The organism is Planococcus circulans (genome assembly GCF_020023385.1).
Lineage (GTDB): Bacteria > Bacillota > Bacilli > Bacillales_A > Planococcaceae > Planococcus.
On sequence record NZ_JAIQCL010000005.1, the window covers coordinates 245,337 to 269,748 of the forward strand.

Sequence of the window (24,412 nt, forward strand, 5' to 3'; positions counted from 1 at the left end):
CTAAGTAATTCATTGCTTACCCATTATAGTGCAATTCTGAACAGTTATCAAAACATTCATTCGATCAATAGCCGTTATGCTGGCGGTCGTAATTGGTTTTGTTCTTTTGGATATAAGCTTCCAGCACTTCATCATAAGTGAATTCCAGCGCCAGCGCCAATCCCCCATAGCAGCTCCAGATTTCCTTGAAGTTGGACATCGAATAATTCTCCAGAAATTCCTGTATGGCTTTTTGCGTCAGCAGGAACAATTCCGTCAAATCTTTATCTGCCACTGGGTCCGGCCAAATCTCCAGCGAGTTCAAATCTTTTTCGATCCCAAGCGACAAAAGGAAGTGGATTGAATCGACGTATTCCTCCAAAATGACAGATCGCTCAGAAGGGCCTTTCGTGCTCCAAAACTTAAAGCAGCGCGTTTCATTCGCCAGTTCCGCCAATTCCACTAATAAAGCCAAGCCTTTTTTGCGAAAAACATCTTCATTGATTTCCTGGTTTGATTGAATAAAGCGATCCAGTTCTTCCTGCATGGTAAACAATTCCTTCAATTTCATAAAAATCTCTCCTTTTAATAGAATAAATCTTGAAACCAAACTACTTTTCACTCGTATAATAACTAGTAGGACTATGTAACTTAGGAGGTAATTCAAATGGCTTTTCTCATACGCCTCATTGTACTGGCATTGATCATCTACTTATTTTACCGATTGATCCGCTATATCGTAGATCCGAAAAGGAAATTGGATGCCGCTCTTGAATCCGGAACCTATTATTTTCTTGATGACGTGAAAAATGTGCAGAAAAACTTTTTCATCGCGCTTCGCGGCGTGTTGTTCGAAGGCGAAAAATACTTGGGCACTACTGAAAATTCATTCGAAGTGGTTTCCATTTTTGTATGGGTGGAAAACCCCGATAAATTGCAGGGCTTCACGAAAGAAGATTTCCAATTTCTCGAAAAGGAAATCTTGATGAACTATCCGGAAGCCCGCATCAACTGGAAAAATCCGATTGAACGTTTAATGAAGCAAGAAGAATGACTTCAGCGCTTACCCAGTAAAAAAGTTCTGGTAGCTCCAGATGAGAATGGCAATATCCAGCATCGCCAGCACTAAAAAGCCGATGCGGAAATTGGTATGCTTCGTTTTATGCCGAAATACCATCATGCCCAAATAGGCGCCGATGCCGCCGCCGAAAATCGCCACAGTCCACAGGTTTTTTTCCGGAATCCGCTGGCCGCGGCGTTGGGCCTGGTGTTTGTCGACCTTCATCATTACAAATGCCATCACCGTTAAAATCGCAAAATAGCCAAAGATAATCAAAAACATCGTGTTTTCCTCCATAAGAAAAGACTGACGAAGATTCGTCAGTCTTTTTTATTGTTTCGCTAAACGCCTGAGCATTGCAGCTTTCTAGTTGTGTGAGGGTCTATGGGCTGCTTTGGACAGGCGCTTATGCTCTTATTACGGTCCAGCTTCAGCGCCTAGCCCCTCGGGGTCTTAAGTCAGCTCATCTATGCGGCAAAGAACGCCGCTTCGATGGGCCACCTTAAGCCTGTCGGGCCTGGATAGGCGCTTACGCTTTTATTACTTAGCTACTGCTTGCTTCGCTTGGTCAACCAATGCTGTGAATGCAGCTGCATCAGATACAGCGATTTCAGCTAGCATTTTGCGGTTGATGTCGATGCCCGCAACTTTCAATCCGTGCATAAGACGGCTGTATGAAATGTCGTTCATGCGAGCTGCTGCGTTGATACGTGTAATCCATAATTTACGGAAATCACGTTTTTTGTTGCGACGGTCACGGTAAGCATAGTTACCTGACTTCATTACCTGTTGGTTTGCTACTTTGAAAAGGATGTGCTTTGCACCATAATAACCTTTTGCTAATTTAATGACCTTTTTACGACGCTGGCGCGTCACTGTTCCACCTTTTACGCGTGGCATATCACATTACCTCCTGCTGAATATATAAAATTCGATTTTTGTTCGGTCTTGTCCAGACTCCAACGGGCCAACTCCTCGGTCTTAAGCTGCCCTTCCTGTGCGGCAAAGACGCCGCTTCGGAAGTTCATCTTAAGTCTGCCGGAGCTGAACGGCCGTTTTCGCTTTTCGTTTTTACTTCATGTTATAGATTAATGATTTGATGCGCTTCAAGTCGCCTGAAGAAACTAATTTCCCTTTGCGAAGTTTACGCTTTTGCTTAGTTGATTTGTTTGCAAATAAGTGGCTAGTATGTGAGCTGTTGCGTCTTACTTTACCAGTACCCGTTTTTTTGAAACGTTTTGACGCACCGCTGTGGCTTTTCATTTTCGGCATTTCGAATTCCTCCTAAACAATGATCTCTTATTCTTTTTCGTTGACTGGTGCAAGCATCAAGAACATGCTGCGACCATCCATTTTAGGGCGCTGTTCAACCGTAGCAACTTCTTTGCACGCTTCTGCGAAACGTTCAAGTACACGTTGTCCGATTTCTTTGTGCGTAATCGCACGGCCTTTAAAACGAATAGAAGCTTTCACTTTGTCGCCTTTTTCAAGGAACTTGATCGCGTTGCGAAGTTTCGTGTTGAAATCGTGATCGTCAATTGAAGGGCTTAAGCGTACTTCTTTGACGACTATCACTTTCTGATTTTTACGGATTTCACGATCTTTCTTCTGCTGCTCAAACTTGAATTTACCATGGTCCATGATACGAGCAACCGGCGGCTTAGCTTGAGGAGCCACAAGAACAAGATCCAAGTTGACACGAGCTGCAATTTCAAGTGCTTCGTTACGTGTTTTGATGCCAAGTTGTTCACCGTTTTGATCAATAACTCGCAACTCACGTGCACGAATACCGTCATTTACATTAATGTCTTTGCTAATAGTAATCCACCTCCGGATAGTGTCGCGAATAGCTTAAATGTGTGAACCGGCCGAACCGGTTTACAGGGTTCCGATCAAAACAAAAGCGGATGGACCACAGAGGTCCACCCGCAAATATGACAACACGCTTCTTTCTGCGTGTAAAAGTCAATCGTGTATACCTGCCAACAATCGGTCGATCAGGTGAGAAGCGGGTGCTCCTGCTTGCACATATAAGTATTCTATAACCTTATTCATAGTATCACGTGCCTTAGGACCTGTCAACCATTCTAGCGAAGTTCGCTTTGAACCAGTTTCACAAAGTCCTCGAAAGGCATGCTTTCGGATTTCTGTTCGCCGTATTTACGGACATTGACCGAACCGTCTTCCAGTTCTTTATCGCCGATGACGAGCATATAAGGCACTTTCTGCATTTGTGCTTCGCGGATCTTATAGCCGAGCTTTTCGTCGCGCTCGTCGATATCCACGCGAATTTTGTGGTTCTGCAATTTCTCCTGCAGCTCTTTTGTATAAGCACTGTGTGCATCGAGCGATACCGGAATCATTTCCACTTGAACTGGCGCAAGCCATGTCGGGAATGCCCCTTTGTATTCTTCGATCAAGAATGCGACAAAGCGCTCCATTGTCGAAACGACTCCACGGTGGATAACGACTGGACGATGCTGTTTGCCATCCTCGCCGATATACGATAGGTCAAAACGTTCCGGCAGAAGGAAATCAAGCTGGACAGTCGACAATGTCTCTTCTTTGCCAAGAGCTGTCTTCACTTGAACGTCTACTTTCGGTCCGTAGAACGCGGCTTCGCCTTCAACTTCTGTATAATCGATTTCCAGCTCATCCATCGCTTCCTTCAGCATGGCTTGTGCACGGTTCCACATTGCATCATCGTCAAAGTATTTTTCTTTATCCGCTGGATCACGGTAAGACAAACGGAATGAATAATCTTTGATGTCAAAATCCTTGTAGACGTCAACCACCAGATTGACGACGCGTTTGAATTCTTCTTTGATCTGGTCTGGACGGACGAAGATGTGAGCATCATTCAATGTCATTCCGCGGACGCGCTGCAATCCGGACAAAGCACCCGACATTTCATAGCGGTGCATCAATCCCAGTTCCGCAATACGGACCGGCATCTGGCGATATGAATGGATGCCTTGTTTGAAAATCATCATGTGATGCGGGCAGTTCATCGGGCGCAGCACCAATTCCTCATTATCCATTTTCATGACTGGGAACATATCGTCCTGGTAATGATCCCAATGTCCGCTTGTTTTATACAATTCCACGCTGCCCATTACTGGAGTGTAGACGTGGTCATAGCCCAAACGCTCTTCTTTATCGACAATATAACGTTCGATGATGCGGCGGATTGTCGCGCCTTTTGGTAGCCACATCGGCAAACCTTGTCCGACTTTTTGAGAGTTCATGAATAAATTCAGTTCTTTCCCGATTTTGCGGTGGTCGCGTTCTTTCGCTTCCGCCAGCATTTCAAGATGAGCTTTCAAATCTTCTTTTTTGAAAAAGGCAGTTCCATAGATGCGTTGAAGCATCTTGTTGTCGCTGTTCCCTCTCCAATAGGCACCAGCAACGCTCAATAATTTAAACTCTTTCAATTTGCCTGTTGATGGCACATGAATGCCTCGGCAAAGGTCGAAAAAGTCACCCTGTTCATAGATGGACACTTGGTCATCTTCCGGAATCGCTTCAAGAAGTTCCAATTTATACGGATCCTCAATAGCCGCGAATCGTTTTTGTGCTTCTGCACGAGTCACGTCATGGCGGATGATTTCGACATTTTCATTGATGATTTTCTTCATTTCTTTTTCAATCAACGGCAAATCTTCTGAAGTGATCGCAGTCTCTGTATCGATATCATAATAGAAGCCATTTTCGATAACTGGACCGACACCCAGCTTCGCATCCGGATACATCCGCTTGATTGCCTGTGCCAATAGATGCGCAGTGCTGTGGCGCAGAACTTCCAGCGCCTCATCTGATTCAGGTGTGATGATGGCGATTTCCCCATCTTCCTTCAATGGTGCACGCAAGTCGACCAAATTGTCGCCAACTTTTCCGGCCAATGCTTTTTTGCGCAATCCCGGACTGATGGATTGTGCGATTTCTTCAGTAGTTGTGCCTTGTTCAAACTCTTTTACTGCCCCATCAGGGAATTTTAGTTGAATCATGTCTGCCATGCCAATCTCTCCTTTTAATTAGATCTGTTGGAAATGCCTCTGCCACAGGGTCTGGCCGGGCATTTCCGTTTTTCGTAAGCGGCCGCTTCCGCTTTTCATTGTCCAGCTCCAGCGGCCAGGTTCTCGGGTCATAAGCCAACCCGACTATGTGTCAAAGAACGCCACATTGCCGGTCTGTCTTACGCCTGTCGAACCTTGACGGCCGCTTCCGCTTTTCTTTTTTCTCCACACAAAAAAGCCCCATCCCAAAAGGGACGAAGCTTTAGCTCGCGGTTCCACCCTTCTTCTATTCAAAACGGACAGATCCGTTCGGAATGAAGCTCTGCATCGGCTAACGGGCCGGTTCCGTCAGCTGTTACTGAGGAGACTGTTCACAGCTGCTGCTCGAAGGGGGTAAGCGGGATTGCCGGTACTTAAGAAGCTTGCAGCCAAGGGCTTCTCTCTCTGAAAGTCGTACAAATCCGCTCATGTCCTTGTCTAGGCATGTAAAATCTTGGTTCGATTGTTTTTACTATAAACCGAAACGCCGTAAAACGCAATAGTTCCGGAGCTTAATTTCGTCGGTTGCGGCCGTCGAGCTTAACCGGTGTGGTCAACGCACGGATCCGCTCCATGATGCGCGCAGCTTTCAAATCTTCTTTTTCGCCGCGCTGTGAATAGGTCAGATGGTATTCCAGTTCGGAATAGCTGAAATTCGAAGACATGAAAGTCGGCAGTTTTTCGGACATCCGGTAATGAAGGATCGTCCCCAGAACTTCATCACGGGTCCAGCTCGACATCGCTTCTGCTCCGATATCATCAAGCATCAGGACATCCGCTTTTTTGACGTAGTCGACTTTTTCCTGCAAGGTCTGGTCACCGATCGCCTGTTTCATTTCACGCATGAATTCAGGAACGAAGACCAGTACGGATTTAACATTGATCTCCGCCAGTTCATTAGCTACTGCACTGAGTAAATACGATTTGCCGATGCCGAATTGCCCATAAAGGTATAATCCTTTTTCAGGCAGGTTGTCAGGGCCAGTCGCCTGATCCAGGAAATCACCGACTGCGCGGAATGCTTCCATGCGGCTATCATCCAAATCAAATCCGGATAGCGTCGCCTGCATGACTTCTTTCGGCATATACATGCTGTGGATCAAAGAAGAAGCATGGCGTTTATTGTCGTTGACGTCTTTCAAGCGGCATTTGGTGTAGGAGATGCCGATATTTCCCCGTTCCAACACCAGGTTCGGTTCAAAGCCTTTTAGATGGTTGATGCAAGCGCCCAGGCTCGGGCATTTATTGCAATCATGGGACTGGTCGATATACTCGTATAGCTTCCCCAGTCCTTTATCGATGGTAGCTGTGTCAATTTCCTCTGCATGGTCTTCCAGGAATTTTTGGACACCTGGGTGTTCCAGCACTTCTTTGCGCATTTCACTATAACGCTCAGAGAAAGCAGGCGCATTGACCACACGTTTTAAGGTTTCGCGAATCGGTTCCATTTAACCACCTTTTCCTTTCTTAAGCGCAAGTTTCGCAAGAAGTTTTTGCTTCTCCACTTCCAGGCTTTCGTTTCTAGGCTCTGCCTTGGCGGCTGGCGCCTCATCTTTTTTATGGAACCATTCCGGCAGCTTTTCTTCACGCACCGGTTTTCGGTTGCCATTGCCGGTAAACGGTTTGGCCACTGTTGTGGGCGAACCTTCCGACTTCCATTTCATATACTGCGTATGCTCAACTCGCGCAAGCTCCATCGCTTCTTTAGCAGTGGTGACGTTCTTCCGCAGCCAATGAGAAGCGATTTTTTCCACATAGGCCTTGGTCAGTTTCATATCAGTGCGCAGCAGGACATATTGAAGCAATACATTGACGACAGCCGGCTCCATGCCATGGGTGACGACCAATTGATTGGCAAGCTGGACATCTGCAGGCAGCGGTTCACTGCCATCTGCAATATCGCGCAGGACTTGGATCGGCGGTGCTGTCTCCAAATAAACAAGCAATTCGTCCTGTTTTGTTTTCGGTGTTTCTTCTGTCAGCTTCGGCGCTTCTTTATGCACTTGGACGAGCTGAGGTGCAGTGGTCGAAACCGTCAGCTTATAATATTCGGATGCCGATTTCTTCAGGCCTTCCACCGTCAACGTATAATCGTCTTCAATGGCCAGCAAGATAACCTTTTGCATTTCCAACGGCCCCCATCCATACAGGTAAGCCAATTTGGGGATGAACTCTCTGATGGTTGCAGTCAGTACTCTTTTCGGAACAAGCTGCTCCGATAACCCTTGCCGGAGAAGTCCGAAATCAAAATCGGAATCGGCTTCATAGCCGCCTTTTTTCCGTCCCTGCAAATCCTGCTTTTCAGCGGGATAACCCGCTTTCGCATGAACCGGTTGGAAAATATCCGTAAAGGTCCGTGATACTTCTTTAAAATCAGAAGGAATTTCATTGTGCACCACAAAACGGTCCCGTACCCGCCGGTAAGACGTTTCGCCAATTTTACTGAACAGGAACATCGATAAGAGTGGATCCATAAAAAAGGTTTTCGGATCGAGCGGCGGACATAATTCATAAATGAAGCAGCGGTCGCCAGTGTCTTTCCGGTAGGTTTTCAGCAATCCGATCGCTTCCAGCTGAATTCTTGCTTCGAAGATTTTTGAAATGGGATTTCCCAATGTGTTCATCAATGTATAATGGGTGGTTTCATCCTTGGACGCTTCCCCTTCAGCCCAAAGCGTCAAGTAGAAAGCGATGGCTTCTGCGCCGACCATAGGCTGATACAGCAAAGTCAGCAGCTGTCGGTCGTAATTCGAAAACGGATAAGGCAACCGGATGCGATACGGATCAGCAGGCTGGAGTTCTTTATAAAATGCAGTCATAAGTCACCGCCTAGTCGATTTTCTTGTCTTCCGGACTTTTATTCAGCAAATCCTTCAGTTCGTCGATAAAAACAGTGATGTCTTTGAATTGGCGATACACAGAAGCAAAGCGCACGTAAGCCACCTCGTCAATTGCTGCCAGCCGGTTCATGACCAACTCCCCGACCTCTTCGGATTTCACTTCCGGATTGCCCGCTCGGCGGAGGTCTTTCTCAATCGTAAAGACCACTTCTTCCAATACTTCCAAAGATACAGGCCGCTTTTCACATGCGCGAATTAACCCACGCAAGACTTTTTCACGGCTGAACTCTTCACGCGAGCCGTCTTTTTTGACGACAATCAGCGGCATCTCTTCCACTTTCTCAAAAGTGGTGAAGCGATATCCGCATGATTCACATTCCCTGCGCCTTCTGATTGACTTCATTTCATCTATTGGCCGTGAATCGACAACACGTGTGCCGTTATGTTGGCAAGCTGGACATTTCATTTTGACATCTCCCTAAATTCTCTATCTAGTGTATCTAGTATAACAAAAATTCTTTGGGAAAATAGAAAAAGCAGAGGAATTTATCCCCTGCTTACTTTTTTTTGCTAAATGGATTATACAGTTACTGAAACTTTGGATTTCTCAACACTGACTGGACCCATACCGCGCGGAATTTCGACAAGCTCGCTTGAGGTTGACCCTAGCGCTTCTGCGATATACTTTGCTGCAATTGTAGGATCTAGGTCACCGCAAGTGTAAACATCTACACTGGCGTAGCCGTGTTCCGGGAAGCTGTGGATGGTTAAGTGAGATTCAGAGATGATCACAACTCCGCTGACACCTTGTGGTGCGAATTTGTGAAAAGCTACCTCTCTTACTTCAGCTCCAGATTTGAGTGCTGCATCAACAAAAGTTTGTTCGATAAAATCCATATCGTTTAATTTGTCAAAATCACACTGCCAAAGTTCTGCAATTACGTGACGTCCCATTGTTTCCATGGTTCGTTTTCCCCCTTTGATATCATTTTGGTTTTTGCGCAAAATATTCAAAGTTGACTACCACGGGGGAAAGTTAGTCCAAAGAGGTCCTAACCCTTTAAGCAGTCATGTGAATAAAAAATCTTACGCTCCTAATTCCGAGATGCATTGTGGAAATTCAGAAGTGGTAGCCGTTTTTCAACTACGATTCATAGTATAAAACGGATTAATTGTAAATGCAATAATAATATCTTATTAATCCTGAATTTTTTTCAGTAAATTTTCCATAAAAAACCCCAGTACTCCATTTGAAAGCGGAGTACCGGGGTGATTTGCCTTATTTAGAAACTAGCACTAAAGCCTTCGCGACTTTTTTCGTCAAATCGATGACACGTGCTGAATATCCCCATTCGTTGTCATACCAGGCCAGAACTTTCACTTTTCGGCTGCCGATGACCATTGTCGACAACCCATCAACAATCGCCGATTTCGGATTGCTGTTGAAATCCACTGAAACCAATGGCTCCATCGTCAAGCTCAAGATTCCTTCCAACCCATTTTCTGAGGCTTCTTCATAAGCCTGATTGATTTCCTCAATCGTCACATCTGTCTCCAAGTCGACAACCAGGTCAACAAGGGAGACATTTGGAGTTGGCACCCGCAACGCCATACCATGCAGTTTCCCCTGCAGTTCCGGCATCACCAGTGACAGCGCTTTCGCGGCACCCGTAGAAGTAGGAATGATTGATTGCGCGCATGCACGTGCACGTCGAAGATCTTTGTGAGGGTTGTCCAGGTTCTGCTGGTCATTCGTATAGGAATGGATGGTCGTCATCAAGCCGTTTTCAATACCGAATTTGTCATGAAGCACTTTGACGACCGGTGCCAGGCAGTTGGTCGTGCAGCTCGCATTGGAAATGATGTCATGCTTATCGATATCCAATTTGTCGTCGTTGACTCCCATGACAATCGTGATGTCCTCTTTTTTCCCGGGAGCCGTCAAAATCACTTTTTTAGCTCCTGCCTCCAAATGAAGAGCAGCTTTTTCACGAGCGTTGAACTTTCCGGTTGCTTCGATGACGATATCAATACCCATTTCTTTCCATGGCAGATTCAATGGGTCGCGTTCACTTACCAATTGAACTCGTTTCCCGTTAACAATTAATGCATCTTCCTCTGAAGATACGTCACCAGCGAAGGTGCCGTGATTTGTGTCATACTTAATTAAATGCGCAAGGGTCTCAGCGGGATAAGTGGCGTTAACTGCCGTAATCGTGACATCATCCATCATTATCGCCTGTCTGAAAACCATACGGCCAATACGGCCAAATCCGTTAATTGCAATAGAAACTGTCATGTAGGAGTCCTCCGTTTATAATTAAGTTATACTCATGTTTTTAATTTCTTATATAGTATAACACAATTAACTATTTAGAGAACCTTAAAACAACAGATCTTTTATTCTTTTTCAGGGCGTGCCTGCCAATTCTCCAAAATTCTGTTTAATTGCCATTTCGTTTCATCCAGTGTTCCGTTGTTGTAGATGACAGCATCGGCTCCATCTTCTTTTACGGACATGGGCAACTGGGAACTGATGCGTGCCCGTGCTTCTTTTTCTGAAAAGCCATTCCGCTCCATTAATCGGCTGAACTGATTTTCTTCCGTCACGCTGACAACCAGAATTTTGTCTACCAGGTGCTGCAGGCGACTTTCGAACAGTAACGGAATGTCCATAACGATTGTCTTGTAGCCTTGCGCCAGAAATTCTTGGCGCTGCCGGTACATTTCCTGACGGATTGCCGGATGGATAAGATCATTCAATATTTTCCGGCTGGCCGGATCGTTGAAGATGATTTCCCCTACTTTTGCCCGGTCCATCGTCCCGTCTGCTTGGATCACGTCGGGGCCGAACGCCTTGGCAATCTGCGCCAGGGTGTTGGAGCCCGGTTCTACGACCAGACGGGCGACTACATCGGCATCAATGATCGGATAACCTGCATTTTTCAGCATGTTTGATACAGTACTTTTTCCACTGGCAATACTGCCTGTCAATCCTATGATCATCATCCATCCTCATTTCTGGCATGCTGGGCAATAGACTGAAGCCCGGCCTCCGATTTTTAAGGTCTTCGTCATCGTACCGCAAACCATGCATTGTTTTTTTCCGTACATAGCGAAACGGTTTTGCATACTGCCCGATTCACCGTTGATATTCCGGTAATCTGAAATCGTACTGCCCCCCGCTTCAATGCTTTCCAGCAAAATGGCGACAATCGCTTCAAATAAAGCCACTTTTCGTTTCTTGCTGATGCGGCCGGCTGAACGCTTCGGATGAATCTTCATCTTGAAAAGTGCTTCAGTAGCATAAATATTGCCGCAGCCCGAAATGACCTGTCCATCCATGATGACTTCCTTGATGGCCTTGTTCTTATACTTCGGACTTTCTGCCATGATCAGGAAATGATCCAGCGCTACGGCTTCGAAAGGCTCCGGCGCCATCAGCAGCAAAGGCGGAAAATCTCCCTCTTCCTGCAATACCCTCATTTCCCCAAAACGGCGGATATCAGAAAACGCCAGAAGGTTTCCATCGCTCAAGGTCAGCACCACATGGACATGTCGCCGGAATTTATCCTCCGAAATGGACTGGAGCTGGTCGACATAGAACCAGGCTCCGGACATCCCTAAATGGTTGACCAATAAAAATTCGTTTTCATTTCTTAAGGTAAAATAAATATACTTGCTCCGTCGTTCGACACGGATGATTTGTGCCCCGACCAAGCTTTCGATGAAACGATCGGCTTCCATCCGTTTGATGATCGCTTCTTTGCCGTTCGTTTTGGAAACACGGATGGTCTCTGAAACGCTGACTGCCTCTATTTTTTTCCCAATGGAAACAGGGCGGATCTGCCGAACGACACCTTCCACTTCCGGAAGTTCAGGCATATCGTTGCCCTCCTGTCATTTAGTATCGTACCAAGTATCGCCATGCGCGATGTCTACTTTCAATGGAACGCTCAGCTTCACTGCATTCTCCATCACTTGAGGAACCAATTCCATCAGCTTGTCCAGTTCTTCCGGCGGCGCTTCGAATATCAATTCATCGTGCACTTGCAGCAGCATACGCGTCTGCATGTCTTCACGCTCCAACGCGGCATCCATATCGATCATCGCTTTTTTGATGATGTCGGCTGCACTGCCCTGGATCGGCGTATTCATCGCAGTGCGTTCTGCAAAGCTGCGCAAATTGAAATTAGAGCTGGTGATGTCCGGCAAATAACGCCGGCGATTCATCAAGGTCGTGACAAACCCGTCACGCTTGGCATCCGCTACTATGTTGGTCATATAGCTTTTGACGCCTGGGAAGCTGGCAAAATAACGTTCAATGAATGCTGCTGCTTCTTTGCGGGTGATATTCAGGTTTTGGGACAGGCCATAATCACTGATGCCATAGACAATCCCGAAATTGACGGCTTTTGCTGCGCGCCGCATGTCTCCGGTCACTTCTTCTTCAGGGACATGGAAAACATCACTGGCGGTTGTTGTATGGATATCGCGGTCATCCTTAAAGGCTTGGACCAAGCGCTCGTCTTCCGACATATCTGCGAGGACACGCAATTCGATCTGGGAATAATCAGCCGCAACCATCACCCAGCCCGGTTCGGAAGGTACAAAAGCTTTACGGATTTTACGGCCTTCTTCAAGGCGCACAGGGATGTTCTGCAAGTTCGGATTGGTCGAGCTGAGTCGGCCGGTCGTCGTCAGTGCTTGCTGGAAACGCGTATGGACTTTGCCGTCCTTATGAATCTCTTTCAACAAACCTTCTATATAAGTAGACAGCAGTTTGCCCAATTGGCGGTACAGCAGAATATGCGAAATGATTTCATGCTGGCCTTCCAGTTTTTCCAGGACATCCGCTGCTGTCGAGTAGCCTGTCTTAGTTTTCTTCAATGCCGGCAATCCCAGGTTTTCAAACAGCACCACACCTAATTGTTTCGGGGAATTGATGTTGAATTGCTGTCCGGCCAAACTGTAGATATCCGACTCAATTTTCTCCAGCTTATGGGACAACTCCTTGCCCATTTCAGATAATTGGTTGCGGTCGACCATAACGCCTAGTGATTCCATTTGGCCCAAAACCGTCGCAAGTGGAAGCTCCAATTTATCGTATAGATCGAATTGCTCGTTTTCTTCGAGTTTTTCCATGACCAGCGGGCGCACTTTCCAGATGGTGCGCGCTTTTCTGGCAATGTGCTCGTTGAGGATTGATGCTTCAGGCACCTTCTTCTTTGCACCTTTTCCATAAATTTGTTCATTAGTCGAGACATCGGCATAGCCATATTCCTGGACGATGCTCGCCATATCGGTGTAAGTCAACGATGGGTTGACAATATAAGCACCCAACATCAAGTCGAAATCGACGCCTTTCAATTCAATGCCGCAGCGCAGAAACGCTGCCGTCGCTGCTTTGGAATCCGCCATGAATTTTTTCTTCGACGGGTCTTTGAACCAGGCACGAAATTCCTTCGACTGCTCAACCACATCCATCGGAATTACATAGGTTTCCGATTCTGTGGACAACGAAACACCAAGCAGGTCGCAGCTATGGTAATGCTCGTCGTAAAGCTCCAGATGTACCGCCATCTCATCTTTCAAGATGGCTGGATCAATACTGGTCAGCACCTCGAATTCCAGCTCTTCTTTGACGGTTTCTTCAGCTGTGTATTCCATTTTTTCCAATAAAGATTTAAACGCCAGCTCATTCCAAACCTTCACCAATTCGTCTTGGTCGGGTCCTGCATAGCTCAATTCCTCGATTTTGATGTCGATCGGTGCATTGCGTTCGATTGTCGCCAGCTGTTTACTGATGTAGGCAAGGTCTTCATTGGCAACCAATTTTTCTTTCATCTTGCCTTTTTGCTGGTCAATGGCTTCGTATACTCCTTCAACTGAGCCATGTGCCGCCAATAGTTTCAGCGCTGTTTTTTCGCCCACACCCGGGACACCGGGAATATTATCGGATGCATCGCCCATCAGGCCCTTCATATCGATGATCTGGTTAGGCGTAAGGCCATACTTCTCTTTAATGTGCTCAACCGTGTACTTCTCGATATCGGTGATGCCTTTCCGCGTTATGTAAACCGTTGTGGAAGGTGAAGCCAATTGCGTCAAATCTTTGTCTCCTGAAATGACCACCACTTCGTCGCCTTCCCGCTCCGCTTCCAGGCTCAAGGTACCGATGATATCGTCCGCCTCGTAATTTTCCAATTCGTAGCGCTTGATCCGGTAAGCGTCGATCAATTTCTTCAAATAAGGAAATTGTTCCGACAGCTCAGGCGGCGTTTTTTGCCGTCCCCCTTTGTATTCACTGAAGGTCTTGTGGCGGAAAGTCGTTTTCCCCGCGTCAAAAGCCACGATCATATGCGTTGGCTTTTCTTCCTCCAATACTCTTTGGAGCATCATCGTAAATCCATATACCGCATTCGTGTGAATGCCGCTTTCATTGGTCAACAGCGGCAAGGCGAAAAAAGCACGATACGCCAAACTGTTCCCATCTAATAAAAGTATTTTCTTTGCCACAAAATTACCCCTTTCCATAAAAAAAGCCGTCATTCCCTTTATTTTACCACGCGGGCAAATAGAAGAGAAATGACGGCCGCAGCCTTATTCGAAATTACCCGATAGGATATCCGCGTATGGTGAATCCGACGGCAGAATAATCACCGTATCATCGCCGATTGTTTTCTTATAGGATTCCAGTGAACGGTAGAGTTCATAGAATTCCGGATCTTTCGAAAAGGATGCGTTGTAGATTTTAGCAGCTTCCGATTCACCTTCCGACTGGATCAGCGCAGCTTCCTTGCGTGCAGTCGCAATCACTTCCTGCGCTTCACGGTCAGCCTGTGCTTCAATTTCCTGTTTCTTTGCATCTCCTTGAGACAGATAATCCTGAGCAGTGGACTCACGCTCTGAAATCATCCGCGTATAAACAGATTGCTCATTTTCTTCCGGCAGATCCGTTCGCTTAATACGGACGTCCAGCACTTGGATGCCATATTGGTCGGTTTCCAATAATTCGTTTACTTTTGCTGTGACATTATCGTTCAAACTGCCACGGGAAGAATTTTCATCGTTGATGATTTCATCGTAGTTCAATTGTCCAAGTTCTGTCCGCACTACCGAATAGATAAATTCCTCCATCCGGCTTTCGGCATTGACGATCGTCCCGGCATTCGAAATCAAATCAAGCGGATTCACCACATGCCACACTGCGTAATTGTCGATGATGATTCGCTTTTTATCTTTCGTGTTGATTTCCGCTTCTGAAACGTCATACGTCATTTGATAGTTCGGCAAGGTTGTGACACTTTGGATGAACGGAACTTTCATCTTGATGCCCGGCTCTTCTTGGATCTTCACCACTTCACCAAATTGGCGTACGACCCGGTATTCATTTTCCTTTACGATATACACATTTGTCAGGAAGATGAGAAGAAGAGCGAATGCTACAACCAGGCCGACAATCAATTTCCAGTATTTCTTGAAATCAATCGGATCTTTCGGTTCTTTTTTCTTTTTCGGTTTCTCGTATGGATTGTATTTCTTTACTTCAGTTAGGGGTTTGTTCGGTTCCATCAGTTGCCGCCCCCTTCTTCTGTCTCAGCCGCTGGCGGAACCGCGGTCTGGAGTCCATCAAGCGGCAAGTATTTCATCGTGCCGCCTTCATCGTTCATGATGTACAATTTAGCGTTCGGCAGGACCGACTCCAATGTTTCCATAATAATCCGTTGTTTGGTGACTTCCGGATTGCTTTCATACTCCACGAACAGTTTATCGAAAAGCGCTACGTCTCCAGTCGCCTGCTGAATCCGTGAGACTTTCTGTCCTTCTGCACGTGAATTGATGGCCGCTTTTTCTCCGAGCGCTTCATTGCGTTTCTGGTTTTCGTATTTTCTCGCTTCATTGATTTTTGTGTTCATCGTTTCACGGGCATCTGTTACATTGGTAAATGCTGCGCGTACTTCTTCGTTCGGCAGCTCCACGTCTTGAAGTTTGACCGCCAGAACTGTAATGCCGATATCGTATTTCTCAATTAATGAAGCAAGCAGATCGCGTGTTTCCGCTTCGATTTCCGCTTTACCGGATGTCAGTGCATCATCGATCAGCGAGCTGCCGATAATGGAGCGGATCGAGGCAGATGTTGCGTCATGGAGAATGTCCTGAGGCGCTTCCGCATTGAACAGGTATTTTTTTGGATCGGTGATTTTCCATTGGACCACCAAATCCGTCAGGACGATATTTTCGTCTCCTGTGATCATCTTGGTTTCCTTATCGAAAGCCACGATCTCACCTTCTTCGTTTTGGTTATAGCCGAATTGCAGGCTATAGGTTTCTTTTGACAGGATCTCTGCTTTTTGGATCGGCCAAGGCATCTTGAAATGCAATCCTGCTTCGGTGACGGTTTCATTGGCTACACCAAACGTAATGATGACCGCCTGTTCCGATTCATCTACTGTATACCAGGAAGTGAAAACTGCGATCAGCAGAAGAATTCCGGCAATAGACAAACCAATCACTGCCAGCAATTTTTTTGTCGTCATGATGGGTCCCCCTTTTTCTTGTTACCCATTAATACGGAATGATATGGAAATAGTTTCATAAAAAAAGAAAAAGAGCCCGGGGAAGGGACTCTTTTTCAAATCATGCGGTTGAAGGGGGTTCTATTAAACCTTACCACCCGACTGTGAAGCTGGTGTTAAGCTTCTGTAAACTTACCATTGATTGTTCTTATACTTCTTGTAATAATTCACCTGGCGCGCTAGAAGATAGACTTTACGCTTCAAATGCTTATCTTTTTTATAGAAGAGCGGATTGCCATATTGGCCTTTTTTGATCAGACGCTTAATGTCTTTCTGCACCGCTTTGTTGTCGACGAAATTGCGCAGCACCGCTTTTGGTACGACAGTGAACAAGAAGTCTTCATTCAAATACGTCACGGGTTTATCGGTCTGATAAATTAAATCGTCGACAAAATACTCAGCCATATTATGTCCAAGCGCTGTTACGTAATAGCTTGAGCGCCCTTGGCGAATATTCACTTCGAACACTTTGAATTTGTTATCGCGTGCATCGTATTTCAAATCGAAGTTCGCAAAGCCATTGTAACCGACGGCTTCCAGAAAATTCTGCAGCTTGACCATCATGTCTTTGTCAAAACGGGTAATCAGCGCTGTGTAATTCCCGATGGCCGTAACTGTATGCTCCTGCAAGACCACCTGCGCAAAAGTCACCAACTGCGTCTTCCCTTTGGAGTTCGCATAGATGACTGAATCCCACATATACGTGTCATCCCCAGGAATATAATCCTGGATGATCAATTCATCGCGGTACCCGCCTGCTTTGATCTGCTGGATCACTTCGTGCATTTCTTTCGGGCTTTCGACTTTATAGACTTTCTGTTGGCCCGCAAACTTGTTTCTGCTGTACTCGATGCCATTGCTCGGCTTGATGATGACCGGGAACATCATTTCTTCTTCAAATGGGACTTTCGAATTGCAGTCATAGAAGAATGTTGTCGGTGTCTCAATGCCATGCGCTTTGCAAAGCTCATAGAAATTCGCTTTGACCTGCAGCTGATTCATCAAATCTTCATTAATATAATTAAAGACATAATGCTCGCGCAAAATTTTCGCATTTTCAATGATTAAGCGTACATAAAGATCGTTCGTTCCAATCAGCAAAAGGGTTTTGCCGGGAGCTCTGTACTTATCCGCAACATCGATCAGGATATCGGCGAACTGGGAATCGTCTGCCAATCCCGGATGCAAGTCAATCGTTTCGGTAATGGTGCTAAGTGAAGTGAATGATAAATGTTCTTTACCGATCAAAATCGGCTTGATGCCATATGCTTCGTGAAACGAAATGGCCATGTTATAAGCGTTCATGTCTGTTCCGACGATAATCGGTAAAAATGGGTGTTTAGTTTCCATACTTTCCTCCTAAATTAACTAGCCAAAGGCAAATAGATAGTAAATGTCGTGCCGACCCCAACTTGGCTGTCGACTTCCACTTTTCCATGATGCGCCTCGATTAAGTGTTTAACAATGGACAGTCCGAGGCCGGTGCCGCCTGAATTTCGGCTGCGAGCTCGGTCGACACGGTAAAAACGCTCAAATAACCGGCCGATTTCCGAGCTTTCTATTCCGATTCCTTGGTCTTCCACTTGAATGACGGCTTGCTCGTCTTTGACGAAAAGCCGGATGGTGATTTCGGTATGATTGCTTGAATATGTAACTGCATTGATCAAAAGATTCATAACCACTTGGATTAACCGGTTTGCATCCCCTAAAACAGTCACGGGTTTCACTTCCAGGTTCAGCTGAATGGACTTTTCGTCGAGCTTCGGCTGAATCATTTCCACTGCCCGATTTATCGCAGCCTTCATGTCGGTTGGCTGCGCATTAACTTCAAAACCACTCTGTTCTACATTGGATAAATCGAGAAGATCATTGATGAGCATCTCCAAACGATTGCTTTCCGAATGGACAATCTCCAGAAACGACAACAAAGTCTCAGTATCCTGGTAAGCCCCATCCAGCAGGGTTTCGGAAAACCCTTTAATGGATGTTACGGGTGTCCGAAGTTCATGGGAGACGTTTGCCACGAAGTCTTTGCGGATCTGCTCCAGCCTCTTCAATTCCGTAATATCATGAAAGACGATGACAATCCCCAGCCAGCGCTCGTGCTCTCCAATAACAGGGGCTCCGTAGACATTCAGGTTCTTCAATTTAAGCCCTGACAAAAATTCTATCTGAGCCCGAGAATGGGTTTCCATCATGAAGACATTTTCGATGAAATCCTCTAGTTCAGAAGGGACATGTATTTCTTTGTAGAATTTTCCCAAAGTATTTTCAGTAGATAAACCAAATTCATCCAGAAAGGGTTTATTGACAAGGGAAACGGCTCCTTGCTTGTCGATCATAATCAATGCACTGCCCATATTTTCAATCAGTGTTTTTAGGCGCTCCTGCTCCATGCCCCGTATTGCAGTGATTTCCTGAAGATTCCGGGCCAGCACATTGATGGTTCGGCTCAATTCGACACTGCCCAGTGCATTGGACTCCGAGGCACGCGCCCGGTAATTGCCTTTGACCAACTCCATTGCGGTTTCAGTGGCATTTTCAATCGGCTGAATGTTCACTTCGATGATCCGGCTTCCGACAATAGCTGAAAAAAATAAAGCAACTGCAAATGTCAAAAATAGGATCATCCAAATATCGGTCTTGTCTTCGGCGCTTTCATAAATTGGCAGCACTTGAAGCATGACGATGAACAACCCGGCCAACATCATTCCGATCCATACCAACAGGGTGGCGAGCAGACGATGCCGAAAGGATTTCATGAACTTTTCGGCTCCTCGAACTTATAGCCCAGCCCTCGAATCGTCTTAATGAATGTCGGTTTTCGGCTGTTTTCCTCTATTTTATCCCGCAAATGGCTGATATGGACATCGACGATGCGCGTATCTCCCGCAAAATCGTATTTCCACACAGCACTCAGCAGCTGATCACGCGTCAATACCCGATTTTTGTTTTCCATTAAATACACCAGCAACTCAAATTCCTTCGGTGTAAATTCCAATTGTTCTTTATTGAGGAAAACTTCAAATCGATCAGGATAAACATCTAACTTCCCGAGAGAAATCGGTGCCGAGGAATCCTGTTGTGGCGTCGGAACGTTACTGGCTCTTCTCAACACCGCTTTGATGCGCGCCACTACTTCCCTAGGACTGAAAGGTTTGGTCATATAATCATCCGCTCCCAGTTCCAAGCCCAATACTTTATCAAACTCATCGCCTTTAGCCGTCAGCATGATAATCGGTGTATTGACTTTTTGCTGGCGCAGCGATTTGCAGACTTCCACCCCGTCCATCGACGGCAGCATAAGATCCAGAACAATCAATGAAGGATTTTCGCTTAGGGCCAGTTCATATCCCTGTTTTCCGTCATTGGCGATAATGGTTTCAAAACCCGCCTGAACAAGGTTATAGGAAAGTAAGGTCGCAATTGAATGTTCATCTTCGATTATCAATATTTTCTTCAGCATTTTACATCCTCCACACTCAGTTTGAAACCCCCATTTCAAACCGCGTTAGATATTGCCTGTTGCAGGAGTCGTCAATTGTTCCACTACTTGCGGTGGATTAGCAGTAATTTGTCCTTGTATCGCGATATCGCCAGTTTCATCGATTCCTTCAACTTGGACAATTATCTCATTGTGTTTGATATCCACTTCAACAACTTCCAACAGAAAATCGATTGTCGCATAATGATGGACAGGTTTCAAAAACTTCAGCTGCTGGCCGGTAATATAAGAACCGGGACCCGGTATATATTTGGAGACCGCAGAAGTCAGGATGCCCGTCAGCATGATATTCGGCACCACCGGCTTTTCGAAAGCGGTCTGCGCCGCAAAATCGTGTTGAATATACAGCGGATTGCTGTCATTTGTCAATCCCAGATAAAGAAGTAGATCCTTGTCCTCAATCTTTTCTGTGAGTTTCAATTTCTCGCCGATTTTGATGTCTTCCACTCGCCGGCCTAATTTCCGCTTTTTCCCAAGCAACAAACAACATCCCTCCATTTTCTTGATATCTCTATAGTATCAATTTAGCCAATGAAAGTGCAAGCGCCTAAGGTAGCAGGAATAGGGTGTGCATAAATGAAAAACGGAAAAGTAAGCCTGTACTCAAAAAAACGGACAGGAAAATTTCCTGTCCGCCTTTAAGGATTATGCCAATACTTTCATTACCGCTTTCACTGAATCCGCTGATTGGTTCAACAATACTTTTTCTTCTTCATTCAAATCGATTTCAATGATTTTCTCAATCCCGGCTGCTCCCAAAATTGTCGGTACACCCAGGTAAATGCCATCCAATCCATACTCACCTTCCAAATAGGCGATGGAGGGCAGGATGCGGCGCTGATCTTTGATGATCGCTTCTGCCATTTCAACCAATGATGCGGCCGGTGCGTAATAAGCCGAACCGTTTCCAAGAAGGTTGACGATTTCCGCCCCGCCTTTTCTGGTGCGTTCCACAATTTCATCCAAGCGCTCTTTGGCGATCATCGTCTCCAATGGAATTCCGCCTGCGTAGGAATAACGGACGAGTGGCACCATATCGTCCCCGTGACCACCCAATACGAATCCTGTGACGTCTTTAACCGACACGTTCAATTCTTCTGCGACAAATGTTCGGAAACGGGCCGAGTCAAGTACGCCAGATTGTCCGATTACACGTTCTTTCGGGAAACCCGATGCTTGGAAAACCGTATAGGTCATTGCATCAACCGGATTCGTCAGGACAATGATAGTCGTCTCCGGAGAATACTTCACAATATCCGCTGTAACAGCTTTCATGACTTTCTGGTTGGTTTGGACCAGATCATCACGGCTCATGCCCGGCTTACGCGCAATTCCTGCAGTGATGATCACCAGGTCTGAGTCTTTGGTGTCTTCGTAATTCGATGTACCTGATACGCGGGCATCAAACCCTTGAACTGGACCAGCTTCGGCCATATCCAATGCTTTGCCTTTTGCCGGATTTTCCATAGGCGGAATATCCACCAAAACAACATCGCCCAATTCTTTTTGAGCCAACAGGAATGCCGTCGTTGCCCCTGTAAAACCTGAACCGATCACTGAAATCTTTTTGCGTTTGAATGTCATGAACTATCTCTCCTTTAACAGTAGTTGAGTGGAAGTGTTGCATCTACTTTCTATAGTCACTTAGCCCGCTTCGGAATAAAGCAAAGACAATTGCTCCTGCGCAAGCTTGAAGGCAAGCGGCGCTATAAAACAGTTATATAAGTTGAACTAATGTTTTATATTAGCTGATACTCCGCAAAACAGCTCCGCTTTCCAGCGGGCTCCCGCCCAATCCACCTCGTCCGCTGCGCTCCCTGCGGTGTATCGGTCGAATCGCTAAGCCGCAGGAGTCTTCGCTGTTTTGCTCCATATCTATGAGTGTTCTCCAGCACCGGTGCGGCTCAGGACGAGAGGGGGCACTAAGATGAGTGTGTTTCTCGGCTTATCGTGTGAACTAAGATACGCCTGAAGAATTTGGTTNATGAGTGTTCTCCAGCACCGGTGCGGCTCAGGACGAGAGGGGGCACTAAGATGAGTGTGTTTCTCGGCTTATCGTGTGAACTAAGATACGCCTGAAGAATTTGGTTCACCTTTGCGACAGAGCTTGCAGAGAATCATTGTTCTCTTCTCTTCCCTAGCCGTCGAATTGGCCTATAACTGTTACTTCTTTAGTTCAACTTATACAGTTAGAAAGATGTATGTTTACTTTCTTTACCCTAAAGGAAATAGACCAAAACAGTGTGGATTCCCAAAGGAGCACCATTGCTCCATAAGAGATGGCCTCTAGCGAAAACCATTAATCCATCGTTTAATTTTTGGCTATCCCATTTCCATTTGAAATAGTCGATACAAAAAAAGGAGGGGAATCCCCCTCCTTTTCTTTAACTCTTATAGGTTTTTGATCAATTCATCAGCAAACTCAGAGCATTTCACTTCTGTAGCGCCGTCCATTAGACGTGCAAAGTCATAAGTTACAACTTTGGAAGCAATTGTTTTCTCCATAGAGTTTGTGATCATTTTAGCAGCTTCTCCCCATCCTAGGTGCTCAAGCATCAAGACGCCTGAAAGGATTAGAGATGAAGGGTTTACTTTATCAAGGCCAGCGTATTTAGGTGCTGTTCCGTGAGTTGCTTCGAAAATCGCATGTCCAGTATCGTAGTTGATGTTCGCTCCAGGAGCGATACCAATTCCGCCTACTTGAGCAGCCAAAGCATCAGAGATGTAATCGCCGTTCAAGTTCATTGTCGCAACAACATCGAACTCGCTTGGACGTGTAAGGATCTGTTGCAGGAAGATATCAGCGATTGAATCCTTGATAAGGATTTTGCCTGAAGCAAGAGCTTCTTCCTGTGCTTTGTTCGCAGCGTCTGTACCTTTTTCATCTTTGATAGCATCGTATTCGTTCCATGTGAAGACTTTATCGCCGAATTCCTGCTCTGCTACTTCGTAGCCCCAGTTTTTGAAAGCTCCTTCAGTGAACTTCATGATGTTCCCTTTATGAACAAGCGTCAATGACTCACGGCCTTCAGTAATTGCATAGTTGATTGCAGCGCGCACTAAGCGTTTTGTTCCCTCTTCTGAAATCGGTTTGATGCCGATACCTGAAGACTCAGGGAAACGGATGTTTTTAACGCCCATTTCATCTTGTAGGAATGAAATCAATTTCTTCACTTCATCCGAACCGTTAGAATATTCAATGCCAGCATAGATATCTTCAGTGTTCTCACGGAAAATAACCATATCTGTATCTTCAGGGCGTTTAACCGGTGAAGGTACGCCTTCGAAGTAACGGACTGGACGCAGGCAAGTATACAAATCAAGTTCCTGGCGAAGTGCTACGTTCAATGAACGGATACCGCCGCCGATTGGCGTCGTTAAAGGTCCTTTGATTGCGATCAAGTACTCGCGGATCACGTCAAGAGTTTCTTCAGGCAGCCATTCACCAGTTTCGTCGAATGCTTTTTGTCCTGCAAGAACTTCTTTCCAGACAATTGATTTTTCGCCGTTGAACGCTTTTGTTACCGCTTCTTCTAAAACGCGTGATGCTGCGTACCAGATGTCAGGTCCTGTTCCGTCACCGATAATATATGGGATTACTGCATTGTTGGGAACGTTCAAGACACCGTTTTCTACTGAAATTTTTTCGCCGTTAGTCATGTTTAATTTCCTCCTGTGGTCAAAGTCATAGGGCTGCACAGAGTGCAAGCCCTATGAGTTATATTTTTTTCTTCATGATGATAAAACGCTTCTTATCTTTCTTCAACCGGCACATACGTCTGCATGCCAGGCCCGATGTATTCCGCACGCGGGCGGATCAGGCGGTTGTCTGCGTACTGCTCAAGGATATGCGCCAGCCAGCCGGATGTGCGGGAAACCGCAAAGATCGGCGTGAACAGGTCATGTTCGATGTTCAGGCTGTGGTAGACCGAAGCCGAGTAGAAATCCACGTTCGGCGGAAGGTTTTTCTGGCCTGTGACGATGTCGTCGATTTTCACCGACATGTCGTACCATTTTTCTTCGCCGCGGATCTTCGTCAGTTTCTGGGACATTTCACGCAGATGCTTCGCACGCGGGTCGCCCTTGCGGTAGACGCGGTGGCCGAAGCCCATGATTTTCTCTTTGTTCGCCAATTTTTCGGTGATGACCTTCTCTACGTTGTCGACCGAGCCGATTTCCGTGAGCATCTTCATCACTTGTTCGTTGGCGCCGCCGTGAAGCGGGCCTTTCAATGCGCCGATGGCTGCTGTCACGCCGGAATAGACGTCAGACAGCGTCGCCACTGCGACACGCGCCGTGAACGTCGAAGCGTTCAATTCGTGGTCGGCGTGAAGCACAAGGGCTTTGTTGAAGGCTTCCTCTTCGATCGCTTCCGGCAATTCGCCGGACAGCAT

General features: G+C 46.2%; 24 protein-coding genes and 1 other annotated feature. Of the genes, 1 reads left to right on the forward strand and 23 read right to left on the reverse strand.

The genetic code is table 11. The features are described from left to right. Positions 1–64: 64 nt before the first annotated feature. Entirely contained in the window at positions 65–550 is a 486-nt protein-coding gene (locus K8U60_RS10745) for a dUTP diphosphatase (RefSeq protein WP_223638417.1), read from the reverse strand. A 96-nt stretch (positions 551–646) separates the two neighbouring features. Between K8U60_RS10745 and K8U60_RS10750 the strand changes: the two genes are divergently transcribed. Continuing rightward, positions 647–1,033, forward strand: coding sequence for a sigma-w pathway protein ysdB (locus tag K8U60_RS10750; RefSeq protein ID WP_223638419.1), 387 nt, complete (start codon positions 647–649; stop codon positions 1,031–1,033). A 9-nt stretch (positions 1,034–1,042) separates the two neighbouring features. Here the strand turns inward: K8U60_RS10750 and K8U60_RS10755 are convergent, their stop codons facing one another. From K8U60_RS10755 to K8U60_RS10860, 22 genes are all read right to left on the reverse strand, one after another. Then, complete coding sequence (locus K8U60_RS10755; RefSeq protein ID WP_223638422.1) at positions 1,043–1,321, reverse strand: DUF1294 domain-containing protein; 279 nt, start codon at positions 1,319–1,321, stop codon at positions 1,043–1,045. 258 nt (positions 1,322–1,579) lie between these two features. Continuing rightward, complete coding sequence (gene rplT, locus K8U60_RS10760; protein ID WP_146557605.1) at positions 1,580–1,939, reverse strand: 50S ribosomal protein L20; 360 nt, start codon at positions 1,937–1,939, stop codon at positions 1,580–1,582. Positions 1,940–2,110: 171 nt separating this feature from the next. Continuing rightward, a complete protein-coding gene (gene rpmI / locus K8U60_RS10765; RefSeq protein WP_006831131.1) occupies positions 2,111–2,311 on the reverse strand; it encodes a 50S ribosomal protein L35 in 201 nt (66 codons plus the stop codon). A 27-nt stretch (positions 2,312–2,338) separates the two neighbouring features. Continuing rightward, entirely contained in the window at positions 2,339–2,845 is a 507-nt protein-coding gene (infC, locus tag K8U60_RS10770) for a translation initiation factor IF-3 (protein ID WP_191716076.1), read from the reverse strand. 83 nt (positions 2,846–2,928) lie between these two features. Then, positions 2,929–3,069, reverse strand: a sequence feature (ribosomal protein L20 leader region). A 57-nt stretch (positions 3,070–3,126) separates the two neighbouring features. Further along, a complete protein-coding gene (thrS, locus tag K8U60_RS10775; RefSeq protein WP_223638425.1) occupies positions 3,127–5,055 on the reverse strand; it encodes a threonine--tRNA ligase in 1,929 nt (642 codons plus the stop codon). 551 nt (positions 5,056–5,606) lie between these two features. After that, the gene (gene dnaI, locus K8U60_RS10780; RefSeq protein WP_223638428.1) at positions 5,607–6,542 is read right to left on the reverse strand and encodes a primosomal protein DnaI; all 936 of its coding nucleotides are present in this window, start codon (positions 6,540–6,542) and stop codon (positions 5,607–5,609) included. Next, positions 6,543–7,913, reverse strand: a complete 1,371-nt coding sequence (locus K8U60_RS10785; protein WP_223638430.1) for a replication initiation and membrane attachment family protein — start codon at positions 7,911–7,913, stop codon at positions 6,543–6,545. A 10-nt stretch (positions 7,914–7,923) separates the two neighbouring features. After that, a complete protein-coding gene (gene nrdR / locus K8U60_RS10790) occupies positions 7,924–8,400 on the reverse strand; it encodes a transcriptional regulator NrdR (RefSeq protein WP_215098881.1) in 477 nt (158 codons plus the stop codon). 113 nt (positions 8,401–8,513) lie between these two features. After that, on the reverse strand, positions 8,514–8,897 hold the full coding sequence (gene speD / locus K8U60_RS10795) for an adenosylmethionine decarboxylase (protein WP_191716028.1): 384 nt from the start codon (positions 8,895–8,897) through the stop codon (positions 8,514–8,516). A gap of 316 nt (positions 8,898–9,213) precedes the next feature. Next, positions 9,214–10,233 (reverse strand): glyceraldehyde-3-phosphate dehydrogenase, encoded by a 1,020-nt coding sequence (locus K8U60_RS10800; protein WP_223638432.1) that lies wholly within the window; start codon positions 10,231–10,233, stop codon positions 9,214–9,216. 101 nt (positions 10,234–10,334) lie between these two features. Continuing rightward, positions 10,335–10,940, reverse strand: coding sequence for a dephospho-CoA kinase (gene coaE, locus K8U60_RS10805; RefSeq protein ID WP_223638523.1), 606 nt, complete (start codon positions 10,938–10,940; stop codon positions 10,335–10,337). 9 nt (positions 10,941–10,949) lie between these two features. Then, a complete protein-coding gene (mutM, locus tag K8U60_RS10810) occupies positions 10,950–11,819 on the reverse strand; it encodes a bifunctional DNA-formamidopyrimidine glycosylase/DNA-(apurinic or apyrimidinic site) lyase (RefSeq protein WP_223638434.1) in 870 nt (289 codons plus the stop codon). Positions 11,820–11,834: 15 nt separating this feature from the next. Further along, the gene (gene polA, locus K8U60_RS10815) at positions 11,835–14,471 is read right to left on the reverse strand and encodes a DNA polymerase I (RefSeq protein ID WP_223638436.1); all 2,637 of its coding nucleotides are present in this window, start codon (positions 14,469–14,471) and stop codon (positions 11,835–11,837) included. 66 nt (positions 14,472–14,537) lie between these two features. After that, a complete protein-coding gene (gene hflC / locus K8U60_RS10820; RefSeq protein ID WP_223638438.1) occupies positions 14,538–15,509 on the reverse strand; it encodes a protease modulator HflC in 972 nt (323 codons plus the stop codon). Beyond that, entirely contained in the window at positions 15,509–16,474 is a 966-nt protein-coding gene (gene hflK, locus K8U60_RS10825; protein ID WP_223638440.1) for an FtsH protease activity modulator HflK, read from the reverse strand. Before hflK ends, hflC begins: the two co-directional genes overlap by 1 nt. 171 nt (positions 16,475–16,645) lie before the next feature. Next, positions 16,646–17,863, reverse strand: coding sequence for a carboxylate--amine ligase (locus K8U60_RS10830; RefSeq protein WP_223638442.1), 1,218 nt, complete (start codon positions 17,861–17,863; stop codon positions 16,646–16,648). A 14-nt stretch (positions 17,864–17,877) separates the two neighbouring features. Beyond that, positions 17,878–19,275: a two-component system histidine kinase PnpS gene (gene pnpS, locus K8U60_RS10835; protein WP_223638445.1), complete on the reverse strand. Its 1,398-nt coding sequence runs from the start codon at positions 19,273–19,275 to the stop codon at positions 17,878–17,880. Beyond that, positions 19,272–19,979, reverse strand: a complete 708-nt coding sequence (locus K8U60_RS10840; RefSeq protein WP_223638447.1) for a response regulator transcription factor — start codon at positions 19,977–19,979, stop codon at positions 19,272–19,274. Before K8U60_RS10840 ends, pnpS begins: the two co-directional genes overlap by 4 nt. Positions 19,980–20,024: 45 nt before the next feature. After that, the gene (locus K8U60_RS10845) at positions 20,025–20,501 is read right to left on the reverse strand and encodes a MaoC/PaaZ C-terminal domain-containing protein (RefSeq protein ID WP_223638450.1); all 477 of its coding nucleotides are present in this window, start codon (positions 20,499–20,501) and stop codon (positions 20,025–20,027) included. A 162-nt stretch (positions 20,502–20,663) separates the two neighbouring features. Beyond that, positions 20,664–21,602 carry a malate dehydrogenase gene (gene mdh, locus K8U60_RS10850; RefSeq protein WP_223638452.1) on the reverse strand — a complete coding sequence of 313 codons (939 nt, stop codon included), beginning with the start codon at positions 21,600–21,602 and terminating at the stop codon, positions 20,664–20,666. 807 nt (positions 21,603–22,409) lie between these two features. Continuing rightward, the gene (gene icd, locus K8U60_RS10855; protein ID WP_223638456.1) at positions 22,410–23,678 is read right to left on the reverse strand and encodes an NADP-dependent isocitrate dehydrogenase; all 1,269 of its coding nucleotides are present in this window, start codon (positions 23,676–23,678) and stop codon (positions 22,410–22,412) included. A gap of 92 nt (positions 23,679–23,770) precedes the next feature. Continuing rightward, positions 23,771–24,412 (reverse strand): citrate/2-methylcitrate synthase (locus K8U60_RS10860; protein ID WP_317851922.1); only part of this gene is annotated, 642 nt, incomplete at its 5' end.